The sequence below is a fragment of the Geodermatophilus arenarius genome (assembly GCF_042654585.1).
GTDB classification, from domain to species: domain Bacteria; phylum Actinomycetota; class Actinomycetes; order Mycobacteriales; family Geodermatophilaceae; genus Geodermatophilus; species Geodermatophilus arenarius.
The window spans coordinates 21,274-42,960 of the sequence record NZ_JBHSGR010000019.1 but is presented as its reverse complement, the minus strand read 5'-3'; the positions used below and the strand labels follow the sequence as shown (position 1 = coordinate 42,960).

At 75.6% G+C, this 21,687-nt stretch carries 19 protein-coding genes; 3 read left to right on the top strand and 16 right to left on the bottom strand.

Features of this window, described 5'->3' with window-relative positions; all coding sequences use genetic code 11:
• The 11 genes from ACFO3M_RS16665 to ACFO3M_RS16615 are packed head-to-tail and all read right to left on the bottom strand — an operon-like array spanning position 1 to position 11,967.
• The gene (locus ACFO3M_RS16665; RefSeq protein ID WP_387991161.1) at positions 1–2,835 is read right to left on the bottom strand and encodes an FAD-dependent monooxygenase; all 2,835 of its coding nucleotides are present in this window, start codon (positions 2,833–2,835) and stop codon (positions 1–3) included.
• Entirely contained in the window at positions 2,832–3,179 is a 348-nt protein-coding gene (locus ACFO3M_RS16660) for a putative quinol monooxygenase (RefSeq protein ID WP_387991159.1), read from the bottom strand. Before ACFO3M_RS16660 ends, ACFO3M_RS16665 begins: the two co-directional genes overlap by 4 nt.
• A complete protein-coding gene (locus ACFO3M_RS16655; protein WP_387991156.1) occupies positions 3,176–4,423 on the bottom strand; it encodes a beta-ketoacyl synthase N-terminal-like domain-containing protein in 1,248 nt (415 codons plus the stop codon). The genes ACFO3M_RS16660 and ACFO3M_RS16655 overlap by 4 nt, the downstream gene beginning before the upstream one ends.
• A complete protein-coding gene (locus ACFO3M_RS16650) occupies positions 4,420–5,706 on the bottom strand; it encodes a beta-ketoacyl-[acyl-carrier-protein] synthase family protein (protein WP_387991153.1) in 1,287 nt (428 codons plus the stop codon). The genes ACFO3M_RS16655 and ACFO3M_RS16650 overlap by 4 nt, the downstream gene beginning before the upstream one ends.
• On the bottom strand, positions 5,703–6,128 hold the full coding sequence (locus ACFO3M_RS16645) for a cupin domain-containing protein (RefSeq protein ID WP_387991150.1): 426 nt from the start codon (positions 6,126–6,128) through the stop codon (positions 5,703–5,705). Before ACFO3M_RS16645 ends, ACFO3M_RS16650 begins: the two co-directional genes overlap by 4 nt.
• A gap of 19 nt (positions 6,129–6,147) precedes the next feature.
• The gene (locus tag ACFO3M_RS16640; RefSeq protein WP_387991147.1) at positions 6,148–7,104 is read right to left on the bottom strand and encodes an ACP S-malonyltransferase; all 957 of its coding nucleotides are present in this window, start codon (positions 7,102–7,104) and stop codon (positions 6,148–6,150) included.
• A complete protein-coding gene (locus tag ACFO3M_RS16635; RefSeq protein WP_387991144.1) occupies positions 7,101–7,592 on the bottom strand; it encodes an SRPBCC family protein in 492 nt (163 codons plus the stop codon). Before ACFO3M_RS16635 ends, ACFO3M_RS16640 begins: the two co-directional genes overlap by 4 nt.
• Before the next feature lie 26 nt (positions 7,593–7,618).
• Positions 7,619–9,361: an acetyl-CoA carboxylase biotin carboxylase subunit gene (locus ACFO3M_RS16630; RefSeq protein ID WP_387991142.1), complete on the bottom strand. Its 1,743-nt coding sequence runs from the start codon at positions 9,359–9,361 to the stop codon at positions 7,619–7,621.
• Positions 9,358–9,909, bottom strand: a complete 552-nt coding sequence (accB, locus tag ACFO3M_RS16625) for an acetyl-CoA carboxylase biotin carboxyl carrier protein (RefSeq protein ID WP_387991139.1) — start codon at positions 9,907–9,909, stop codon at positions 9,358–9,360. The genes ACFO3M_RS16630 and accB overlap by 4 nt, the downstream gene beginning before the upstream one ends.
• A complete protein-coding gene (locus ACFO3M_RS16620) occupies positions 9,896–11,656 on the bottom strand; it encodes an acetyl-CoA carboxylase carboxyltransferase subunit alpha (RefSeq protein WP_387991136.1) in 1,761 nt (586 codons plus the stop codon). Before ACFO3M_RS16620 ends, accB begins: the two co-directional genes overlap by 14 nt.
• Positions 11,653–11,967, bottom strand: a complete 315-nt coding sequence (locus tag ACFO3M_RS16615) for a TcmI family type II polyketide cyclase (protein ID WP_387991358.1) — start codon at positions 11,965–11,967, stop codon at positions 11,653–11,655. Before ACFO3M_RS16615 ends, ACFO3M_RS16620 begins: the two co-directional genes overlap by 4 nt.
• 403 nt (positions 11,968–12,370) lie before the next feature.
• Here ACFO3M_RS16615 and ACFO3M_RS16610 point away from each other — a divergent pair, with 403 nt between their 5' ends.
• The 3 genes from ACFO3M_RS16610 (at position 12,371) to ACFO3M_RS16600 (ending at position 15,601) form a co-directional block, all read left to right on the top strand.
• Positions 12,371–13,162, top strand: coding sequence for a LuxR C-terminal-related transcriptional regulator (locus tag ACFO3M_RS16610; RefSeq protein WP_387991133.1), 792 nt, complete (start codon positions 12,371–12,373; stop codon positions 13,160–13,162).
• Between the two features lie 403 nt (positions 13,163–13,565).
• Positions 13,566–14,207, top strand: coding sequence for a response regulator transcription factor (locus ACFO3M_RS16605; RefSeq protein ID WP_387991130.1), 642 nt, complete (start codon positions 13,566–13,568; stop codon positions 14,205–14,207).
• 98 nt (positions 14,208–14,305) lie between these two features.
• Positions 14,306–15,601: a right-handed parallel beta-helix repeat-containing protein gene (locus ACFO3M_RS16600; RefSeq protein ID WP_387991127.1), complete on the top strand. Its 1,296-nt coding sequence runs from the start codon at positions 14,306–14,308 to the stop codon at positions 15,599–15,601.
• Positions 15,602–15,635: 34 nt separating this feature from the next.
• Here the strand turns inward: ACFO3M_RS16600 and ACFO3M_RS16595 are convergent, their stop codons facing one another.
• From ACFO3M_RS16595 to ACFO3M_RS16575, 5 genes are read right to left on the bottom strand one after another with little or no spacing between them, the layout of a single operon-like run.
• A complete protein-coding gene (locus ACFO3M_RS16595; protein ID WP_387991124.1) occupies positions 15,636–16,322 on the bottom strand; it encodes an SRPBCC family protein in 687 nt (228 codons plus the stop codon).
• The gene (gene cutA / locus ACFO3M_RS16590) at positions 16,319–18,730 is read right to left on the bottom strand and encodes an aerobic carbon-monoxide dehydrogenase large subunit (protein WP_387991121.1); all 2,412 of its coding nucleotides are present in this window, start codon (positions 18,728–18,730) and stop codon (positions 16,319–16,321) included. The genes ACFO3M_RS16595 and cutA overlap by 4 nt, the downstream gene beginning before the upstream one ends.
• Positions 18,727–19,260: a (2Fe-2S)-binding protein gene (locus tag ACFO3M_RS16585; RefSeq protein WP_387991118.1), complete on the bottom strand. Its 534-nt coding sequence runs from the start codon at positions 19,258–19,260 to the stop codon at positions 18,727–18,729. The genes cutA and ACFO3M_RS16585 overlap by 4 nt, the downstream gene beginning before the upstream one ends.
• The gene (locus ACFO3M_RS16580) at positions 19,257–20,132 is read right to left on the bottom strand and encodes an FAD binding domain-containing protein (protein ID WP_387991115.1); all 876 of its coding nucleotides are present in this window, start codon (positions 20,130–20,132) and stop codon (positions 19,257–19,259) included. The genes ACFO3M_RS16585 and ACFO3M_RS16580 overlap by 4 nt, the downstream gene beginning before the upstream one ends.
• Positions 20,129–21,616, bottom strand: a complete 1,488-nt coding sequence (locus ACFO3M_RS16575; protein ID WP_387991113.1) for a uracil-xanthine permease family protein — start codon at positions 21,614–21,616, stop codon at positions 20,129–20,131. Before ACFO3M_RS16575 ends, ACFO3M_RS16580 begins: the two co-directional genes overlap by 4 nt.
• Positions 21,617–21,687 lie beyond the last annotated feature (71 nt).

The window sequence follows — 21,687 nt, the reverse complement described above, 5'->3', positions numbered from 1 at the left end:
TCAGGGGGCGAAGACGCCGGCGAGGTGGTCGAGCAGGGCGGCCTCGTCCAGCGGGCGGCAGCGGAAGCCGACGTGGCCGTCGGGACGGACCAGGTAGGCCGCCGTCCCCGCGCCCGCGGTGCCGTAGGCGGCGGCGAAGGAACCCTCGGCATCGCGGACGACGGGCAGGTCGACGAGGAACGGCACCCGGGCGTCGGGAGCGGCCACGAGGTAGGCGCCCACCTCGCCCCGGGTCTGCTGCCGCACGCCGACGGCCAGCTTCTCCAGGTCCGACACCTGCTCCTCCGACGCGCCGGCGTCGACCGACAGCAGCAGCGTGGAGCGGGTGCCGCGGGTGAGGTCGAACAGCCGCAGCGGGTGGGCGACGCCGAAGCGCCGCAGCCCGTGCACGTCCGGCGCGCGGTGCCCGGGCTCGGGCCCGGCGGGGAAGCCGCCCGGGGCCGCCTCGCCCACCAGCGGGCTGCCGGCGTAGTTCATGGTCATCTGCATCTCGAGCAGGAACTGCGCCTTCTCGTCCTCCATGTCCATCTCGTCGGTGAACGCGATGGCCACGGCCCGGTCGACGATCATCTTCCCGGCGGGACGGCGCTCTCCGTCGTAGCTGTCGAGCAGCCCCGGCGCGGCCAGCCCGCGGACGGCGAGGGCCAGCTTCCAGCCGAGGTTCCAGGCGTCCTGGATGCCGGTGTTCATGCCCTGCCCGCCGGCCGGCGGGTGCAGGTGCGCGGCGTCGCCGGCGACGAAGACCCGCCCCTCGCGGTAGCGGTCGACGATGCCGTGCTTGATCCGGAAGATCGACGACCAGCGCAGGTTGCTCGCCGTCGTCCCGGGCGGGCCCAGGTCGTCGATCGCGGCCTGCATGTCGGCCAGCGTCGGCGGCTCGTACTCCTGCCAGAAGCCGGGCGGGACGACGCCGGAGCCGACCGCGTCCTGCCACCGCTGCGGGGCCAGGGTGGCGATCCGGTAGCGGTTGCGGCCCTTGAGCGGGACGCAGACGAGCATGCCGGTGAAGTCGTCCTCGTTCTCGATGCGCACGAACCGCACCAGGTGCCCGGCGGGCAGGTCCCAGTCGACGTCGACGTCCCCGAGCATGAACAGCTGCGGGAACATCGACAGCCCGCCCTCGAAGGCCAGCCCCAGCCCCGAGCGGACGGCGCTGTGCGCCCCGTCGCAGCCGACCAGGTACTGCGCCCGGGTGGTCTCCTCCTCGCCCGAGGCGTGCCGCAGCCGCGCGGTGACGCCCTCGTCGTCCTGGGAGAAGGCGACCAGCTCGACGCCGCGCTCGACGACCACCCCGAGGGAGGTCAGCCGCGCGCCGAGGAGCCGCTCGGTCTCGTACTGCGGCAGCCCGAGGTGGGCGTAGGGCAGCTCGTCGAGGCCGGCCCAGTCGACCTGGTGGGTCTGCACGCCGTTGACGAACACGGTCTGGCCGTGCAGCCAGATCCCGGCGTCCATCGCCTCGGTGACGATGCCCTGGTCCTCCCAGATCTCCATCGTCCGGCAGTGGATGCCGATCGCCTTGTCCGCCTGGGTGGAGGCCTCGGGGCGCTTGTCCACGACCCGGACGGCGACGCCGCGGCGGGCCAGCTCGATGGCGTGGGTGAGACCGGCCGGCCCGGCGCCGACGACGAGCACCTCGACCGCGCGTCCGGGGGTGCGCGAGGCGTCCCCGAGGTCGGCCGGCACCGGCAGCGCCGCCGCGGCGGCCGCGTGCTCGTCGTCGGGCTTCTCGACGAACTCCTGCACGCTGGCGCTGGGCACCGTGGTGACCGGCGGCCCGGCCACCGCCTCCAGGTCCGGCTCCGGCGCCACGGGGACGGCGGCGGGGACGGGGGCGGGGACGGGGGTCGCCGACGGTGGCTCCGGGCGCACGCGCAGCGCGAACACCCGGCGGTCCTCGCCGCGGGCCAGCCAGCGGCCCAGCGGCCCGGCGGCCCAGTTGCCCGGCTCCGCGGCCCAGTCGGTGAAGTGCTGCTCGGACTCCCACTCGGCGACGACGTGGTAGCGCCGGCCGTCGGACTCGCGCAGCAGCTCCTCGCGGGCGTGGCCGGGGGCGCTGCGGGCCAGCTGCGCGGCGGCGAGGTAGGCCAGCTCGAAGGCCTCCTGCTCCCCGGGCTCGACGGCGACGGCGGAGTCGACGCGCACCCGCGCCACCTCGACGTCCCCACCGGGCGGGGGCAGCGGCGGGAAGTCCGCGTCCGGATCGGTCCGCTGGCGGATCTCGAGCACCTCGCGCCGGAACTCCACCGAGTGCCAGCGGGCCAGCGGCGCGCCGGCCGCCATGTGCGAGGGGTCCTCGACCCACTGCACGAAGTCGTCCTCGGACTCCCACTCGGCGAAGATGTGGTAGCGCAGCCCGCTCGCGTCGCGCAGCAGCTCCTCGCGCACGTAGCCGCGCGAGTCGCCGATCCGCTGGGTGACGGTGGTGTAGGCGCGCTCGAAGGCCACCTGCTCGCCGGGCGCGACGCTGGTGGAGAAGTCGATGCGCACCGGCCGGCGCGGCTCGGCCGGCCGCACGGCCAGCACCGTGGACGTCTCGCGGGCGGTGTCCTCGCGCAGGTCGCGCAGCGCCGCGGTGAGGTCCTCCCGCGCGGCGCTGCCCTCGAAGGCGTCCGCCGCCGCCCGGTCGGTCCAGTCGCTGACGAACCCGAACCAGCGGGGGTCGTCGGCGTCGCGCACCAGCTCCTGGCGCAGGTTGCCCGGCACCCGGGCCACCGCGGCCGCCGCCTGCTGCCAGGCCGCCGCGAAGGCGTCCTCGCAGCCCTCCCGGGCGCGCACCCGCAGGACCGTCCGCACCCCGGGGGCGGTCGCCCTCCCCCCGGTCCCCGGTGCCGTCATGCCGGGGCCTCCACCGGCCGCCCCGCGCCGGGGACGACGGCCAGCACCTCGTAGGTGTTGCGGGCGGCGTCCTCGCGCAGGTCGCGCAGCGCCTCGGTGAGCGTCTCCCGGGCGCTGCTGCGGCCGAACGCGTCGACGCTGGCGCGGTCGGTCCAGTCGCTGGTGATGACGAACGTGCGCGGGTCGTCGGCGTCGCGCACCAGCTCCTGGCGCAGGTTGCCCGGCACCCGGGCGATCTCGGCGGCCGCCCGCCGCCAGGCCGCCTCGAAGGCGGCCTCGCAGCCCTCGCGCGTCCGCATCCGCAGCATCGTGCGGATGCCGGCCCGCTCTCCCGCGGCGGTCACGCGGCCTCCTCCGCGCGGTGCCGGCGCAGCACCAGGCTGCTGTTGAAGCCGCCGGCGCCGCGGGCGAGGACCACCACGGTGGCCAGGTCCTGCACGCGGCCGGCGCGGACCAGGTCGACCCCCGGCGGCGTCTCGACCGGGTCGTCGAGGAAGGCGGTGCCGGGCACGATCCCGTCCCGCATCGCCAGCAGCGCCGTCGCAACGTTCAGCGCCGACCCGCCGGCCATGAGCCGGCCGGTCCACGACGACGGCGCGGTCACCGGCACCGGGGCCGCCCGCCCGCCGAACACCGCGCCGATCGCCTCCAGCTCCAGCCGGTCCAGCTCCGGGACGCCGGCGCCGTCGGCCACCACCAGGTCGACCTCGTCCGGGGAGACGCCGGCGTCGGCCAGCGACAGCCGGATCGCCCGGGCGTACTGCGTCGCGTCGGGCGCCGGGTCCTCGTGGTGGTGGGCGTCGTGGGTGGCGCCGTAGCCGGCGACCTCGCCCCACACCTTCGGGGCGCCGCGGGCCGCGGCCGCGCCGGGCTCCTCCAGCAGCAGGATCGCCCCGCCCTCGCCGACGACGTGCCCGTTGGCCCGCCGGTCGAAGGGCTTGTAGGCGTCCTCCGGGCGCCCGGCGCCCGACAGCCGGCCGCCGGTGGCCTGGCACAGCACCGCGTACGGGCACAGCCCGGCCTCGGTGCCGCCGACCAGCACCGCCGGGGTGCCGCGGCGGACCACCCGCCGCGCCCAGCCGATGCTGTCCAGCCCGCCCGCGCCCTCGGTGACGACGACGCCCGAGGGGCCCTTGAAGCCGTCGCGGATGGAGACCTGGCCGGTGGAGGCCGCGTAGAACCAGGCGATCGACTGGTAGGCGCCCACCGACCGGGGGCCCTTGGCCCACAGCCCCTGGATCTCGTGCTGGCTGAACTCGTTGCCGCCCGAGCCCGAGGCCAGGAACACCGACGTGGCGTAGACGTCGTCCTCGGGGGCGGTGTAGTCCGCGTCCTGCGCCGCGAGGGTGGCCGCCGCCAGCGACATCCACGTCCACCGGTCGGTCTGCACCATCAGCTGCGGCGAGACGTGGTCGGCGGGCACGAAGTCGCGCACCTGCCCGGCCAGCGGGACCCCGTAGCGGGCGGCGTCGAAGCCCTCCAGCGGCCGGATCGCCGGCTCCCCGCGGACCAGCGAGGCCCAGTGCTCCTCGACGCCGACCCCGGTGGGGGCGACGACGCCGATCCCGGTGACGAGCAGCCCGGTCACGACTCCCTCCGCGTGGGGCCGGCCAGCACGATCGCCGACTGGAACCCGCCGAAGCCGCTGCCCACGGAGATGGCGACGTCGACCTTCTGCTCCCGCGCCACCTTCGGCACGTAGTCGAGGTCGCACTCGGGGTCGGGCACCTCGTAGTTGGCCGTGGGGGGGAGCACGCCGCGCTGCACCGCCAGCGCGGTCGCGGCGATCTCGATGGACCCGATCGCGCCCAGCGAGTGCCCGACCATCGACTTGATCGAGCTCATCGCCACGCTGCCGGCGGCGGCGCCGAGGCTCTTCTTGACCGCCGCCGTCTCGTGCCGGTCGTTCTGCTTGGTCCCCGAGCCGTGCGCGTTGACGTAGCCGACCTCGTCCGGGGCGATGCGGCCCTGGTCCAGCGCCCGGGTGATGGCCTCGGCCATCTCGGTGCCGTCGGGCTTGAGCCCGGTCATGTGGAAGGCGTTGCAGCGGTTGGCGTAGCCGGTGATCTCGCAGTACACCTCCGCGCCGCGGCGGCGGGCGTGCCCGAGCTCCTCGAGCACGAGCACCGCCGCGCCCTCGCCCATGACGAACCCGTTGCGGCGGGCGTCGAAGGGCTTGGAGGCGTGCTCGGGGTCGTCGTTGCTGTCGGTGGTCGCCCGGATGGTGTCGAAGCAGGCCATCGAGATCGGCGAGATCGGGGCGTCGCTGGCCCCCGCGATGACGACGTCGGCGTCGCCGTCCTCGACCAGCTGCGCGCCGTAGCCGACCGCGTCGATGCCCGACGTGCAGCCGGTGGAGACGACGGTCGCCGGCCCGTGCGCGCCGAACCGGACGGCGAGCTCGGTGGCGCCGCAGCTCGGCACCAGCGCGGAGGCGAGGAACCGCGAGGCGTACCGCGGGTCGACCTCCCACAGCCGTCCCGAGTCGCTGACCTGCACGTACTCCTGCTCCAGGCGCATCGTCGCGCCGACCGCGCTGCCCAGCGTCACGCCGACGCGGTCGCCGTCCGGGCCGTCGTCGGTGCCGAAGCGCAGCCCGCTGTCGGCGACCGCCTCGTCGGCGGCGACCATCGCCATCTGGACGAAGCGGTCGTTGCGGTACACCTCGTGGGCGGTCAGGCCGAGCTTGCGGCCGTCGAAGTCCACCTCGGCGGCCACCTGGGAGCGGAACCGGGACGGGTCGAAGAAGGTGATCCGACGGGTCGCCGTCCGCCCCTCGGTGAGCATGTCCCAGAAGCCCTCGCGGCCCATCGACCCGGGGGCGACCACCCCGATCCCGGTGACGACGACCCGGCGCCGGTCGGCGCTCACCGCACGCCCGGGGGCAGCTCGGTGTCCACGTGGCCCAGCTCCGGCCGCGGGGCCAGCGGACCGCACAGGAAGACGAACGTCGCCGTCGTGCCCGTGTCGTTGACGATCCGGTGCCGCACGCCGATCGGGATGTGGACGGCGGACTCGCCGACCAGGCGGCGCTCCTCGCCGTCGAGGGTGACCAGGACGTCGCCCTCCTGGCAGTAGAGGAACTCCTCCGAGTACGGGTGCCAGTGCTCGGTCACGACCTCGCCGGGCTCGAGGGTGAGCGTGCCCATGAAGCCGGCGGTCGAGCCGACGCTGGCCGGGGACAGCAGCACCCGGATGTCCCCGCCGCGGCGGCGGTTGGGCGCGGTGTCGGCGCGGTGGACGGTGGGGCCGCAGCGCGTCGGGGTGGCCGGCGCGTGCTGGATCGTCGTCATGTCTCTCCTCGGGAGCGGGTCAGGTGGGGACCGAGCCCGCGAGCGCGGGACCCGGGACGGCGGTGGGGACGGGGGTGCCCGGCCCCGCCGCCAGGTGGACGGGCAGGTGCGGGTGCACCTGGGCGACCAGCGGCCCGAGCACCGGGACGGCGCCGATCTCGACGACGGACGTCGCGCCGGCACCGGCCAGCGCCCGGGAGGTGGCCTCCCAGAGCACCGGTGCGGTGAGGTGGCGGCGCAGCGCCGAGCGCAGCCGACCGGGGTCACGGGTCGGCTCGCCGTCGGCGTTGGGGACGACGGGCACCAGCGGGGCCGACCAGTCCAGGTCGGCCAGCGCGGTCGCGAGGTGCGCGGCGACCGGCTCCATCAGCGGCCCGTGGCACGGCGCCCGGCCGGGCAGCCGGACCAGTTCCAGGCCCGCCTCGCGGACGACCTCGGCCGCGCGGGCGAGCTCGGTGCGGCCGCCGGAGAGCACCGTGCGCTGCGGGGCGTCGAGGGCGGCGACGCACAGCGGGCCGTCGTCGCCGACCGCCGCGACGGCGGCGCGGGCCACCTGCTCGGCGCCGGGGCCGAGGACGGCGGCCAGGCCCGCGCAGGAGGGCCGGGGTGCCAGGCACAGCAGCTCGGCGCGCCAGTGCACCAGCTCGACGACCTGGTCGAGCTCGAGGGCGCCGGCGGCGACGAGGGCGGCGAACTCGCCCACGCCGTGCCCGGCGACGACCGCCGGGAACAGCCCGCGGGCGGTCAGGCTGCGGAAGCCGGCCACCCCGGTCACGACGACCTCGAGGTGCGCCGCGACGGGGTCGGGGGCGGTCGCGGGGTCCCGCCACCAGGCGGCGACGTCGCGGCCGACGACGGCGTCGACCTCGGACACGGTGGCCGCGGCCACCGGGTCGGCCAGCCACGGGTCGACCATGCCCGGGCGGGAGCCCTCCTCCCCGGGCAGGACGACCGCGGGACCCCGCGGCGCGGTCACCCCACCGCTCCCCGGGTCGCGGCCGCCTCGACCTTGTCCCGGATGATCCCCATCTGGACCTTGCTGTTCGCGTCGATCCGCCGGGTCATCGTCTCGGTGTCGACCGGTGCCTCCGGCCGCATCCGGAAGTCCTGCACCCAGCGCATCCGGGTGCCGCCGTCCTCGGCCGTGTAGCTCCAGTGGATGTCCATGAACTCGAACGGGCCGGGCTCCACGCGGCGCGCGCGCACCTCGTGGGTGGCCGGGTCGAGGGTCCGCTCGGACACCCAGCTCCACACCCGCCCGGACTCGTCCGGGTGCATGGTCAGCCGGAACCGGAACCAGGTGTCGGTGGACTCCAGGATCTCGACGCTGCGGTACTCGGTGAACAGGTCCGGCCAGGACCGCAGGTCGTTGGTCATCGACCAGACGTGGTCGAGGTCGGCGTGGATGAGGATCGAGTTGTCGGTGTGGCCCACGGTCAGGCCGGGCTCGACGGTGCTGCTCATGGGGGCGCTCCGTTCGGGACGGGGGATCAGGCCGGCTGCGCCTGGGCCGCGGACACGGCCCGGACGATCTCGCCGAACGTGTAGTTGTCGGGGCTGTCGTCGGGCATCGCGGTGCCGAAGCGGTCCTGCAGCTCGGTCTGCATGGACAGGAAGGCCAGCGAGTCCAGGCCGACGTCGGCGAAGCGGGCGTCGGGGTCGTCGGTGTGCGCCTCGGCCGGCAGGCCCGCCTTCTCGGTGAGCAGCTGCATGAGGTCGGCCTGGGTGAACGGGGCAGCGGACATGGGAGGGTCCTCCTCGGGACGGGAGTGGGGGACGGGCACCGGACCGGCGGGGTCGCCGGCCGGGACGAGGTGCAGCGCGCCGCGCGCGGCGGGCAGGGCCGGCTCCCGGGACGCGGCGATGGCCGTGGCGCGGGCCACGAGGTCGGGCAGCCGGCGGTCGAGGAACTGGACGTCGTGCCGGTCGGCGCGCACGTCGGGGTCGCGCAGCAGCGCGCGGTGCAGGGCGGCGGTGGTGTGCACGCCGGGGCCCTCGACGCGCAGCTCGGCCAGCGCCCGGTCCATCCGCCGCACGGCCTGCTCGCGGTCGGGCGCCCAGACGACGAGCTTGCCCAGCAGCGAGTCGTAGTGCGGGCTGACCTCGTCGCCCTGGCGGTAGCCGGTGTCGAAGCGGGTCCACGGGCCGTCGGGGACGCGCAGCACGTCGAGCCGGCCGGGTGCGGGGGCGAACCCGCGGGCGGGGTCCTCGGCGTTGATCCGGCACTCGATCGCCGCGCCGCGCACGACGACGTCCTCCTGCCGCAGCCCCAGCCGCTCCCCGCCGGCCACCAGCAGCTGCTCGCGGACCAGGTCCACGCCGGTCAGCAGCTCGGTGACCGGGTGCTCGACCTGGATGCGGGCGTTCATCTCCATGAAGTAGGCGCGCCCGGCGTCGTCGACGAGGAACTCCACGGTCCCGGCGCCGCTGTAGCCGACCGACAGCGCGCCGCGGACCGCCATCTCGCCGAGCCCGGCCCGCTGCTCGGGCGTGAGGTGCCCGGCCGGGCCCTCCTCCAGCAGCTTCTGGTGCCGCCGCTGCAGCGAGCAGTCGCGCTCGCCGAGGTACACGCCGTTGCCGTGGGCGTCGCAGAGCACCTGGACCTCGACGTGCCGGGCGCCGGACAGGTAGCGCTCGACGTAGACGGTGGGGTCGCGGAACACCGCCCGGGCGACGGTGCGGGTGGTGGCGAACGCCTCGGCGAAGTCGGCGGGGTCGTGCACCACCGTCATCCCCCGGCCGCCGCCGCCGGCCGCGGCCTTGATGATCACCGGGTAGCCGATCTCCGCGGCGACGGCCAGGCCTTCCTCGGCGGTGCGCACCGGGTCCACCACGCCGGGCAGCAGCGGCAGGCCGGCCGCGGCCATCAGCCGCCGCGCGGTGGCCTTGTTGCCCATCTGCTGCATGACCTCCGGCGGCGGGCCGACGAAGGTCAGCCCCTCGGCCTCGCAGATCTCGGCGAAGTCGGGGTCCTCGGAGAGGAAGCCGTAGCCGGGGTGCACCGCGTCGGCGCCGCTGCGCAGCGCCGCCTCGACGACGTTGGGCACGTGCAGGTAGCTGGCCCGCGGCGCCGGCGGGCCGATGTGCACGGCCTCGTCGGCCATCTCGACGACGGCGGAGCGCCGGTCGGCCGTGGAGTACACGGCGACGACCTCGATGCCGAGCTCCCGGCAGGCGCGGGCGACCCGGACGGCGATCTCGCCGCGGTTGGCGACCAGCAGCCGGCCGATCACCTCGGTCCCCCGGACGGGCGCAGCAGCACCAGGACCTGGTCGTACTCGACCGACTCGGCGTCGCCGACCCGGATCTCCGCCACCGCGCCCGCGGCGTCGGCCACGATCGGGTTCATCAGCTTCATCGCCTCGACGATCCCGAGCGTCTGGCCGGCCTCGACCTCGTCGCCGACCCGCACGAACGGCTCCGCGCCGGGGGAGGGCGCGGCGTAGAAGGTGCCCACCAGCGGCGCCCGGACGGCGATCGTGCCCTCGGGGACCTCCGGCTCCTCGCCCGCCGGCTCCGGGACCGCGGCCGGCCCGGAGGGCGCGGCGACGGCCTGCAGCCCGCCGGGCACCGGGGCCGGCGCGGCGGCCGCGGGGACGGCGTCGGCCGCCCACTCCACCTCGACGGCGCGGTCGCCGCTGCGGACGGTCAGCCGGCGCAGCGGCCCGGGCAGGGCGCGGGCGAGCTCGACCACCTCGTGGTGCAGGCCACTGGTCTCGTCCCCGGCCACGGGCTCCTCCGCCGCCTGTCCCGGCCGCGCCGGCAGCTCAGCGGGCCGCATCCCCGCCACCTCCCTCGGGCGCGGGCCCGACGACGCGCAGCGGCCGGTCGCCGTCGCCGCCGATGCGGGCCAGCCGGGCGGCCCGGGTGCCGAGCAGGGTGCCGACGTCGAGCCGGGCGAGCTCGTCGAGCTCGCGCACGAGCGCGGCGCGGACCAGGCCGGCGGCCGCGAGCGGGTCGGCGTCCGCGCCGCCAGGTGGCTCGGGCACCACCGAGGTGGCGATGCCGCTGGCCCGCAGGTGCGCCGCGCCCAGGCGCATGGCCCGTGCGGCGGTGGGCGCGGCGGTCGCCGTCCGCCAGAGGATCGCGGCGCAGCCCTCCGGGCTGATCACCGACAGGTAGGCGTTCTCCAGGACCAGCAGCCGGTCGGAGGTGCACAGCGCCAGCGCCCCGCCGCTGCCGCCCTCGCCGGTCAGCACCGCGACCACGGGCACCCGCAGCCGGCTGCTGCGCATGATGGTCTCGGCGATCGCGTGCGCCTGGCCGCGCTCCTCGGCCGCCGGCCCGGGGTGCGCGCCGGGGGTGTCGACCAGCGTGACCACCGGCAGGCCGAAGGTCTCGGCGTGCGCCATGAGCCGCATCGCCTTGCGGTAGCCCTCGGGGTGCGGCATGCCGAAGTTGCGCGCCACCCGCTCGCGCACCGAGTGGCCCTTCTCGTGGCCGATCACCACGACCGGGCGCCCGTCGAGGACGGCGACCCCGCCGACGACGGCCGGGTCGTCGGCGAACGCGCGGTCGCCGTGCAGCTCGACGAAGTCGTCGAAGACGGTGTGCAGGTAGTCCAGCGTCGTGGGCCGGCCCGCGACCCGGGCCCGCTGGACGACGTCCCAGGCGTCCGCGTCCTCGGCGCCGTCGCCCGCCGGTGCGTCGTCCCGGGGCACCTCCGGCGCCGGCACCGGGGCGGCGGCCGGGGGAGGAGCGGGACGGCGGCCGTGCAGCTCGAGCAGCCGCACCAGCAGCGGGCGCAGCTCCGCGCGGCTCTCCACCCGGTCGACCAGGCCGTGGGCCAGCAGGAACTCCGCCGTCTGGAAGTCGCTGGGCAGCTCGGCCCGGATGGTCTCCTGCACCACCCGCGGGCCGGCGAAGCCGACGTGCGCGCCCCGCTCCCCGACCAGGACGGCGGCCAGGGTGGCGAACGACGCCGACACCCCGCCGTAGGTGGGGTCGGTGAGCACGCAGACCGACAGGAGGCCGGACTCGTGCAGCTGGGCGAAGGCGTGGCTGACCCGCGCCATCTGGAACAGCGAGAACACGCCCTCCTGCATGCGGGCGCCGCCGCTGGCGCAGACGGTCACCAGGGGCAGGCCGCGCTGCAGGGCGAGGTCCGCGGCCGCGCTGACGCGGCGGCCCACCTCGATGCCCATGCTGCCGCCGAGGAAGCCGAAGTCCATCGCGGCGAGGACCACCGGGGTGCCGCCGATGCGGGCGGTGCCGAGGACGACGGCCTCGCTCTCGCCGGAGCGGGCGGCGGCCTCGTGCAGCCGGTCGCGGTAGTCGCGCAGGTCGGTGAAGTCCAGCGGGTCGGCGGGCCCGGGCGGGCAGGCGTGCTCGTCGAAGCTGCCGTCGTCGGCCAGCAGCGCGATCCTCGCGCGGGCGCCCAGCCGCAGGTGGTGGTCGCACTCGGGGCAGACCGACAGGTTGCGGTCCAGGCGCTTGCGGTAGAGCAGCCAGCCGCAGCTGGGGCAGCTCACCCAGTCGACCGACCCGGGCGCCGCGGCGTGCGGCCGGGCCGGCGTCGTCGCGGTCACGACCGCTCCGCCGACCACTCGTAGAACCGGCGCGCCATGGCGTCCCGCGGCGACCGCCAGTTCGGGTCGTAGGCGACGATGTAGGGCCGCAGCTCCTCGCTGACCGCCCGGAACGCCGGCAGCGACTGGGCGACCGCCATGGCCTCCTGCTCGGGGCGGTCGAACTCGATCAGGTGCACGTAGAGGTCGTGGAAGGTGAACAGCTGCCGGCGCCGCACCCCGATCTCGTACGGCATCGACGTCGCGTCGGAGCGGGCGAAGACGTCGGCGACCTTGTCCGCGTCGGCGGGGGTCATCCTCGCGATGATCATCGTCTGGTGCACGGGCACTCCAGCGTCGCTGTGGGCCGGCAGGGAGCCGGCGGACCGGTGCGGCCGGCGGGCCGGGACGGATGCCCGAGGACGCTAGGGCGGCGGGACGGCCGTCCGACAGCGCCACGGGTCGGATCCGTCGCGCCCGTCCCGGGGATGGGACGCCCGGTCGCGAGGGTGCGCACCGGCGGGATGGGTGGCCCGTCCCGGGGTCCAGCGCCCGGGGACGGGGGCAACGCCCACCTTCCGGACCGGGAGACCGCGACTCGGGTATGAAACCGGAGGCCGATCACGCTCACCGCGTCGTTGATCGGTGGCGGCGGGTGACCGTCCGTCGCTAACTTCCGGGTCCTGGGACCAGCGGCGCCGGGCGCCGTGCATCGGACCTGAGCGGAGCAGACGCATGGGTGGCGAGCTGGAGGGAACCGTCCCGCCGCCTCACGACGGTCTCCGACCTCCACCGCCTCACGACGGTCTCCGGCCTCCACCGCCTCACGACGGTCTCCGGCCTCCCGGGCCCCCGGCCCGCGTCCTGATCTGCGACGACCACGAGGTGCTCCGGCACGGGCTGCGCGCGGTGCTGCGCTGGGCGCCCGACCTCCTCGTCGTCGCCGAGGCGGCCGACGCGGCACGGGCGCTCGAGCTCGCCACCGAGCTGCACCCCGACGTGACCCTGCTCGGCCTGGGCGCCCAGGGGCCGGCGATGACCGAGCTGGTGCGGGCGCTGACCGCGACCGGCACCCGGGTGGTCCTGCTCGGCGAGGCCGGCAACGGCGGCGACCTGGTCGAGGCCCTGCGCGCCGGCGCCCGCGGCTACGTGTACACCACCGTCAGCTCCGACCGGCTGGTCGAGGGCGTGCGCTCCGTGGTCCGCGGCGAGACGCTGCTCGACGCCGCCGTCACCGGCGAGCTGCTGCACCACCTCGACGGCGTACGGAGCTCGGCGGGGACCGACGAGACCGGCGGGCGCAACCCGCTCACCGCCCGGCAGCAGGCGGTGTCCGAGCTGGTGGCCGAGGGCCTGACCAACGCGGAGATCGCGGCGCGGCTCCAGGTCAGTCGCGCGACCGTCAAGGGCCACATCACCGTCGCCCTGCGCCGGCTGGGTCTGCGCGACCGGACGCAGCTGGCCATCCACGTCAACCGCACGGCCCGGCCGGGCCCCGGCTGGGAGGCCGGCCCCGTCGGCGGCTGACCTCCGTACCCGGTTCGCCACTCTCCGTGCAGGCCCGGCGTACACGCCGGGGGACTCCCGCGCCCTGCGCACACGAACCTGGACGGGACCTGTGAAGGGCGTGCACATTACCTGGCAACGCCGGACGGTTGCGCGCTACCGTTCGGCGCGTCCGACTGAGACGGACGGGTCCCCCCGGGCGGAGATCCCGCCCGGAGCCCCGTCAGCGCCACCCGGACAGGAGGAACGCATGAGTTCCGACGACGTCCTGCAGGGCCCGGGCCCCGCGGCACGCGGGACATGGCGACCGGTCGGCCCGGCACCGGGCGTGCCGGTCAGGGGACGGAGCACGCAGCCGCGTCCGCGCCCGGTCCTGCGGCCCGCGCGCCCGCTGGCCATCCGGCCGCCGTCCAGCCTGGTCCGTGTGCTGCTCTGCGAGGACCGGGAGGTCTTCCGGCTGGGGCTGCGCGAGGTCCTCGAGGCGCAGCCGGACATGGCCGTCGTCGCCGAGACCCACCACCTGCCCGGGGCGCTCGCCGCCATCGAGGACGTGCCCGCCCAGGTCGTCGTCGCCCGCCAGGGTCTGGTGCAGGGGGCCACGCTGCCGCTCCTGCGTGAGCTCTGCCGCCGGGGGACCGCGGTGCTCGTGCTCGCCGAGCCGCGTGAGGAGGCCGGTCCCGAGCTCGTGCAGGTGCTGCGGGCCGGCGTCCGGGGTTACCTGCCGCGCTGCTCGGCCGCCGCGCGACTGGTCGAGGCCGTGCGCGCGCTGGCCCGGCACGAGCCGGCCATCGACTCCTCGGCGACCACCCAGCTGGTGCGCTACCTGACCGACCCCACGCCACCGGCCGAGGTCCCCTGCCGCCCGTTGGACCGGCTCACCGACCGGCAGCGCGAGGTCGCCGAGCTGGTGGCGCAGGGGCTGAGCAACGAGGAGATCGCGCGGCGGCTGTTCCTGAGCCTCGCGACGGTGAAGAGCCACCTCACCGCCTCCATGCGGCGGCTGGGCGTCCGCGGCCGGACCCAGCTGGCCATCCTCGTGAACCGGGACCGCTCGCCGGCGGCGTGAGCGCGGACGACGACGGCGCAGCCCGCCGTCCCGTCCCCGCCGCGGGTGGGCGACCTGCGGCGCTGCGCCCGGCGCCCGCAGACCAGGGAGGCCACCGCATGGACCCCTCCACGAGGAGGCGGACCCGCTCCGGTGCCGCCCGTCTCGCGGCCGCCGCCGCCACGGGGGTCCTGCTCGTCGCGGCGCTCCCGGCCGGGGCCGCCTCGGCCCACGTCGGCCCCCACACGCTCCACGTCGGGCCGGGGCAGCAGTACACCCGGATCCAGGACGCCGTCGACGCGGCACGCTCGGGCGACACCATCCGGATCGCACCCGGGGACTACCACGAGGCCGTCTGCGTCCAGGGCAAGGGCCTGACCGTCCGCGGCGCCGGCGCGGGGGTGACCAACGTCGTGTGGCCCGAGTGGCGGACCGTCCGGGACCTGCCCGCGGTCCCCTCGACCCCCTGCTGGGAGGCGCAGGAGCGCGCCGACGCCGAGGGCGACCCGGACACGCTCGCCGACGACGTCTCCGGTCTGTTCTTCCTCGATCCGGACGGGCCGGTCCTGGTCGGTGGCCTGTCGACCCACCACCACCCCGCCAGCGGGATCGTCGCGCGGGGAGCCGACGGCTTCCGGGTGGCCGGCACGTCGGGCTTCGCCCACGACCGCTACGGCGTCGTCGCCGTCGACTCGACGGCGGTCCGGATCACGGACAACCGCGAGGTCGGCCTCGACCGCGGCACGGCGAGGGTGCCGGACTCGGGCACCGCCGGTGTCGCGGTCGTCGACTCCGCCCGTGCCGACGCGACGGTCTCCGGCAACCACGTCGAGGGCTACGACGTCGGGATCTCGCTGCGGGAGGCGCGCGGCGGCCGCGTCACCGGGAACACCCTGACGGGCAACTGCATCGGCCTGCTGCTCGCCGACGACGTCGCGACGGAGGTCCCGAGCGGCGGGTTCGGCATCACCGGGAACACCTCGACGGACAACGACCGGTACTGCCTCCAGGGCAGGGAGGTCGAGTCCTACGTCTCCGGCATCGGCGTGCAGGTGGTGGACGCGGACGACGTCACGGTCGCGGGCAACGTCATCGCCGACAACACGGCCGACCTGCCGGCGGGGGTGCCGTCGCCGACGCACCCGGCCGCCGGACTGGTGCTGACCACGCTGCCCGGGTCCGACGCCGGGCCCGTGGAGGACGTCCGGGTGTCCAACAACTACTTCGGGGACAACCACGGCCTCCTGCCCGTCGGCACGCCGCCGACCGGGTCGGTCGCCGTCGACATGGACGTCTTCGTCGGCGACCCCTCCGCCCTGCCGTCGCTCCCGCCCGGTGGGGGGCTGGAGTTCCAGGGCAACCGCTGCGACACGGGCCTCCCGGCGGACATCTGTGGCGAGCCCTACCCGGTCTGACCCGTGGCCGGCGCCCCCGGCGCCACGACCCCCGTCAGCGGGTCCGGCGGCCCAGCAGCCAGCCCACGAGGACGCCGAGCAGGGTGAGCCCGGCACCGCCGAGCGCGCCGACGGCGAGGGTCTGCACGTCCGACGACGGCGCCGCGGCCGGGGCCTCGGCGCGCCGGAAGACCTGCGGCTCCGGGGCGGCCGGCGTCCCCGCGGGGACGGCCGCGGGCGCCTCGGTGGAGCTCACCGCCGCCGAGGTCGCGCGGGCGGCGGCGGGCGCGGCGGCCACGGGGGCGCCCTCGGTGAGCTCGCGGTCGATCGCGGCGAAGAACTGCCCGGCCATCCGCTTGGCGACGCCGGAGATCATCCGCTGCCCCACCCCGGCCACCGGCCCGCCGACGACGGCGTCGGCCGAGTAGCTGAGCGTCGTCCCCTCCTCGTGCGGCTCCAGGTCGATGGTCACCTTCGCCCGCACGTTGCCCGGGGCGCCGGCGCCGGAGGCGTGCATGACGTAGGACGAGTGTGGCTGCTGGTCGGTCAGCCGGACCTCGCCGGCGTAGGTGCCGCGGATGGCGCCCACGCCGACCGAGACGTCCATCCGGTACTCGTCCTCGCCGGTGCGCTGCAGCGACTCGCAGCCGGGGATGGTCCGCGCGAGCACGGCCGGGTCGGTGACGACCCTCCAGACCTCCTCGGGCGTGCCGTGCAGCACCGCCGAGCCGTCGAGGTTCACGCGGGCACTCCCGTCTGGAGGGACGCCCGGGTCCGCTCCGCCGTCTCGTCTCTCATCAGGTCGTACAGCTCGGTCGGCGAGATCGGCATCGACGCGATCCGCCGTCCGGTGGCGTCCTCGATCGCCGAGGCGATCGCGGCCGTCCCCGGGATGACCCCCGCCTCGCCGGCGCCCTTGATCCCCAGCGGGTTCAGCGGCGACGGGGTCTCCTGGTGGTCGATGACCACGTCGGGCACCTCGGAGGCGTAGGGCATGAGGAAGTCCATGAACGACGCGTTCTGCAGCTGCCCGTCGCCGTCGTAGGCCATCCGCTCGTACAGCGCCCCGCCCACGCCCTGGGCGACGCCGCCGTGCACCTGGCCCTCGACGATCATCGGGTTCACCACGTTGCCGCAGTCGTGCACGACCGCGTACCGGACGACGTCGATCTCCCAGGTCTGCGGGTCGATCTCCACCACGGCGGCGTGCGCGCCGGAGGCGAACGTCGAGCGGATCGGCGAGTAGTAGTCGCGGTGCTCCAGGCCCGGTGCGTCCCCGGGCGCGACCGGCGGCTTGCTGTCGTCGTGCGTGGCGAACTGGGTGGCCTGCTTGGCCGCCTCGTCGAAGGCGTAGCGCAGCGGGTTGGACAGGACGGCGACCGTGCGCAGCGGGACCGACGCCCCCGGCGTCCCCCTGACCTGCACCAGGCCCTCGTCGATCTCCAGGTCCTCCGGGTTGGCCTCGAGCACCTCGGCGGCGATGCGCAGCGCCTTCTCCCGCACCCCGCGGGCGGCCAGCGCGACGGCGTTGCCGCTCATCACCGCGGCGCGCGAGGCGAAGGTGCCGACGGCGTACCCGAAGCGGCGGGTGTCGCCGGTGTGCACCTCGACGTCCTCGATCGGCACCCCGAGCTCGGAGGCGACGATCTGCGCGAACACCGTCTCGTGGCCCTGGCCCTGCGAGGTGAGCCCGGTGGAGACCAGCACCTTGCCGCTGCCGAGCACCTGGACGTGCCCGCCCTCGTAGGGCCCGGGCCCGGTGCCCTCCACGTACAGCGCCATGCCGACGCCGAGCAGCCTCCCGCGCGCCTGCGCGTCCGCGCGCAGGGCGGCGGCCTCGTCCCAGCCGACCAGCGCGACCAGCTTGTCCAGCAGCCCCGGGTAGTCGCCGGAGTCGTAGATCACCGGCCGGCCGTCCTGGAACGTCAGGCGGTGGTCGTAGGGGAACTGGTCGGGCGTGATCAGGTTCCGGCGGCGCACCTCGGCGCGGTCGAGGCCGAGCGCGTCGGCGATGCGGTCCATCGTCCGCTCCATCGCGTAGCAGCCCTGCGGCCGCCCGGCCCCGCGGTAGGGCGTGACGATGACGGTGTTGGTGTAGACGCTCTCGACGACCACCCGGTACACGGGGATCACGTACGGGCCGACCAGCTGGGTTGCCGTCACGATCGGGACGATGATCCCGTAGGGCGTGTAGGCGCCGTTGTCGTGCCAGACGTGCACGTCGAGCGCGGTGATCCGGCCGTCGTCGTCGTAGCCGACGGTGATCTCCTGCCGCTGCTGGCGCTCGTGCGCGCTGGAGACGAAGTGCTCGCGCCGGTCCTCGGCCCACTTGACCTCGCGGCCGAGCCGGATCGCCGCCATCGGCACCAGCAGCTCCTCGGGCCACGGGTGCACGATCTTGACGCCGAAGCCGCCGCCGACGTCGGGCGCGATCACCTCGACGCGGTCCAGCGACAGCTCGAGCTTGGCGGCGATCGCCGCGCGCACCGACGTCGAGGCCTGGGTGCTGGAGTGCACGCGCAGGCTGCCGTCGTCGGCGTCCCAGCGGGCGTGCACGCCCTTGCCCTCCAGGGGCGTGCAGGCGCTGCGCTCGATGTACTGGGTGAACGACAGCGTGTGCGGGGCGGCGCCCAGCGCCGGCTCGACGTCGCCGGTCTCCTGGTGGTGCCGGGCGGCGACGTTGTCGGGGATCTCGTCGTGGACGGCCGCGCGCGCCTCGCGGGCGGCGTCCACCCCGACGACGACCGGCAGCTCCTCGTAGGTGACGACGATCCGCTCGGCGGCGTCCTCGGCCACGTACCGGTCGGTGGCCACGACCATGACGACCGGCTCGCCGACGTGGTTGACCTCGCCGTTGGCCAGCGGGTACCCGGTGCGCGGCGCGTGCAGCTGCGGGTGGGGGATGAGCACCGGCAGCGGCTCGGCCATCGGGCCGGTGAGGTCCTCGTAGGTGTAGATCGCGACCAGGCCCTCGACGTCCAGCGCCGCCTCGACGTCGACGTCGACGACGCGGGCGTGCGCGTGCGGGCTGCGCACGAACGCGGCGGCCAGGGCGCCGGCGCCGATGTCGTCGAGGTAGCGGCCGCGGCCGGTGATGAGGCGGGCGTCCTCGCGCCGGCGGACCGGCTCCCCGAACAGCTTGGTCGTCACCGGGCGTCCTCCCGCATCGCGGCGGCGGCGTGCCGGACGGCCTTCTTGATGTTGGCGTAGCCGGTGCACCGGCAGAGGTTGCCGCCGACGAGCTCGTCGACCTCCTCCTCGGTGATCTCCGTGCCCGCGTCCCGGGCCTCGAGGCCCGCGGCGATCGTCACCAGGAAGCCCGGCGTGCAGAACCCGCACTGCAGGGCGTGGCACTCGCGGAAGGCCTCCTGCACCGGGTGGAGCACCTGCCCGCCCTGGTGGTCCTCGCGGGTCAGGCCCTCGACGGTGGTCACCTCCGCGCCGTCGACCTGCACGGCGAGCACCAGGCAGGAGCGCACGGGGTCGCCGTCGACGAGCACCGTGCACGAGCCGCAGACGCCGTGCGCGCAGCCGACGTGCGTGCCGGTCAGGCCGAGGTCGTCGCGCAGCGCGTCGGCGAGGACGCGGCGCACCGGGACGGTCACCTCCCGCGGGACGCCGTTCACCGTCACGCGGACGGTCCGCTCCGTGTCGATCCGGGGGGTGTCGACGGAGGTCATGCAGCGGTCCTCTCGGCCGCCTCGCGGGCGGCGTCGGCCAGCGTCCTCTCGGTGAGCACGCCGACCAGCAGCCGGCGGTAGTCGGCGCTGGCGTGGATGTCGGTGTCGGGGTCGACCAGCGTGCGGGCCAGGGCGCCGGCCGCGGCCCAGTCGGCGCTGTCGACGGGCTTGCCGGCGACGGCCTCGGTGAGGTCGTGCACCTCGGGCACCAGCCCGACCGACAGGTAGGACGCGCGGACGGCGGCCACCCGGCGGTCCGCGTCGAGGGTCACGACGACGCCGGCCCCGCAGACGGCGTAGTCGCCCTTGCGCCGGGCGATCTCGGCGAAGGCGGTGCCCGAGCGCTCGGGCAGAGCGGGGAAGAAGGCGTCGACGACGACCGCGCCGCCGGGCAGCGAGGTCTCCAGCGGCCCGACGAACAGGTCCCGCCAGCCGACGGTCTCCCGGCCCGAGGGCGTCGCCACGGTCACCGAGCCGCCGGTGAGGGCGAGCACCGAGGTCATCTCGCCGGAGGGGTCGGCGTGCGCGATCGAGCCGACCGTCGTGCCGCGGTTGCGGATGGCCGGGTGGGCGACGTTCGCCGTCGCCCGGGCCAGCAGCGGCTGGACCCGGGCGGCGGCGCCGTCGCGGAGCAGGTGCGCGTGCCGGACCAGGGCTCCCACCCGCACGCCGTCCCCGGTCGCCTCGACGGCGTCGAGGCCGGGCACCCGGTTGACGTCCACCAGCGTGGCCGGCGCCGCCAGGCGCATCGCCAGCAGCGGCAGCAGCGACTGCCCGCCGGCGAGCACCTTGGCGCCGGGTTCGGCGGCCAGGACGTCGAGTGCCTCGTCGAGGGACCGGGGGTCGGCGTAGCGGAAGGGGGCGGGCTTCACTTCTCGAGCATGTCCCTGCGTCGGTCGGTGCCGGGGCGGCCCACCTGGTCGACCGACGACGGGTCGGCGCTGTACTCGCGGGCCCCGGGGGTGTAGTCGTGCGCCCCGGCGTGGCCGAGCGCGGGACCCGTGCCGCCGGCGTACTCCCGCTCGGCGACGAGCGCCGCCTTCATCTCGGCCGGCGCGAGGGCACGGGCCACGTGCCACCCGAGCACCGCCACGATGGTGCCCAGGGCGATGCCGCCCAGCGAGAAGGTGTCGGTGATCTGCAGGTTCACGTTGCCGATGGCGATGATGATGCCCGCGGCGAGCGGCACCAGGTTGATCGGGTTGGCGAAGTCGACCCGGTTCTCCTTCCAGATCTTCGCGCCGAGCAGGCCGATCATCCCGTAGAGGACGACGGTGATCCCGCCGAGCACGCCGCCCGGGATGATGTTGATCAGGGCGCCGAACTTCGGGCAGAGGCCGAGCAGGATCGCCACGAGGGCCGCCACGTAGTAGGCCGCCGTCGAGTAGACGCGGGTGGCGGCCATGACGCCGATGTTCTCGGCGTACGTGGTCGTCGGGGAGCCGCCGACCGAGGAGGCCACGACGGTGGCGACACCGTCGGCGGCGATCGCGCGGCCCATGTAGGGGTCGAGGTCGCGCTTGGTCATCTCGGCGACCGCCTTGACGTGGCCGGCGTTCTCCGCGACCAGCGCGATGACGGCGGGCAGCACCAGGAGGCTGAAGTTCAGGGAGAAGCTGGGCGCGGTGAAGTCCGGCAGGCCGAACCAGTCGGCCTGGCCGACGGTGTCGAAGTTGATCCGGTCGCGGGTGACGACCTCGCCGGTGCCGTCGGGCGAGGTGATCTGGCCGGCGGTCGCGTCGAGCAGGATCGACAGCAGGTAGCCGAAGACCAGCCCGAGCAGGATCGAGATGCGGGCCCAGAAGCCGCGCAGCAGCAGCGAGGCGACGATGACGAAGGCCATCGTGGCCAGCGCCACCCACTGGTCCTGGGGCCAGTAGATGCCGGCGACCACCGGGGCCAGGTTGAAGCCGATCAGGAGCACGACCGCGCCGGTCACCGCCGGCGGCAGGATCGCGTGCAGGAACCGGACCCCGGCGAAGTGGATGAGCACGCCGACCAGCGCCAGCACGACGCCGGAGACCAGGATCGCGCCGACGACGTCGCCGGAGTCGCCGCCCTGCGCCCGGACGGCGACGACGCCGCCGACGAACGAGGCGCTCGTGCCCAGGTAGCTCGGCACCTTCCCGTTCACGATGAGCAGGAAGATGATCGTCGCGATCCCGCTCATCATGATCGCGAGGTTGGGGTCGAGCCCCATGACGATCGGGAAGACGAAGGTCGCCCCGAACATCGCGACGACGTGCTGGGCGCCGATGCCGATGGTGCGGGGCCACGACAGCCGCTCGTCGGGCGCGACGGCCTCGCCCAGCGGCGGCGTCTTGCCGTCGCCGTAGAGCTTCCAACCGAACGCCATGGGGTCCTCCTCGCGAGGCACAGCCGATGCGGGCCGGGAGGTGCCGCCACCCCCGGGAGGCCGTCACAGTG

What these genes read in the sequence shown, in the direction of transcription:
- ACFO3M_RS16600 (WP_387991127.1), top strand. Translation starts at nt 14,306, where the DNA reads ATGGACCCCTCCACGAGGAGGCGGACCCGCTCCGGTGCCGCCCGTCTC.
- ACFO3M_RS16645 (WP_387991150.1), bottom strand. Translation starts at nt 6,128, where the DNA reads ATGACGACGATCCAGCACGCGCCGGCCACCCCGACGCGCTGCGGCCCC.
- ACFO3M_RS16610 (WP_387991133.1), top strand. Translation starts at nt 12,371, where the DNA reads ATGGGTGGCGAGCTGGAGGGAACCGTCCCGCCGCCTCACGACGGTCTC.
- ACFO3M_RS16575 (WP_387991113.1), bottom strand. Translation starts at nt 21,616, where the DNA reads ATGGCGTTCGGTTGGAAGCTCTACGGCGACGGCAAGACGCCGCCGCTG.
- ACFO3M_RS16615 (WP_387991358.1), bottom strand. Translation starts at nt 11,967, where the DNA reads ATGATCATCGCGAGGATGACCCCCGCCGACGCGGACAAGGTCGCCGAC.
- ACFO3M_RS16635 (WP_387991144.1), bottom strand. Translation starts at nt 7,592, where the DNA reads ATGAGCAGCACCGTCGAGCCCGGCCTGACCGTGGGCCACACCGACAAC.
- ACFO3M_RS16665 (WP_387991161.1), bottom strand. Translation starts at nt 2,835, where the DNA reads ATGACGGCACCGGGGACCGGGGGGAGGGCGACCGCCCCCGGGGTGCGG.
- ACFO3M_RS16585 (WP_387991118.1), bottom strand. Translation starts at nt 19,260, where the DNA reads ATGACCTCCGTCGACACCCCCCGGATCGACACGGAGCGGACCGTCCGC.
- accB (WP_387991139.1), bottom strand. Translation starts at nt 9,909, where the DNA reads ATGCGGCCCGCTGAGCTGCCGGCGCGGCCGGGACAGGCGGCGGAGGAG.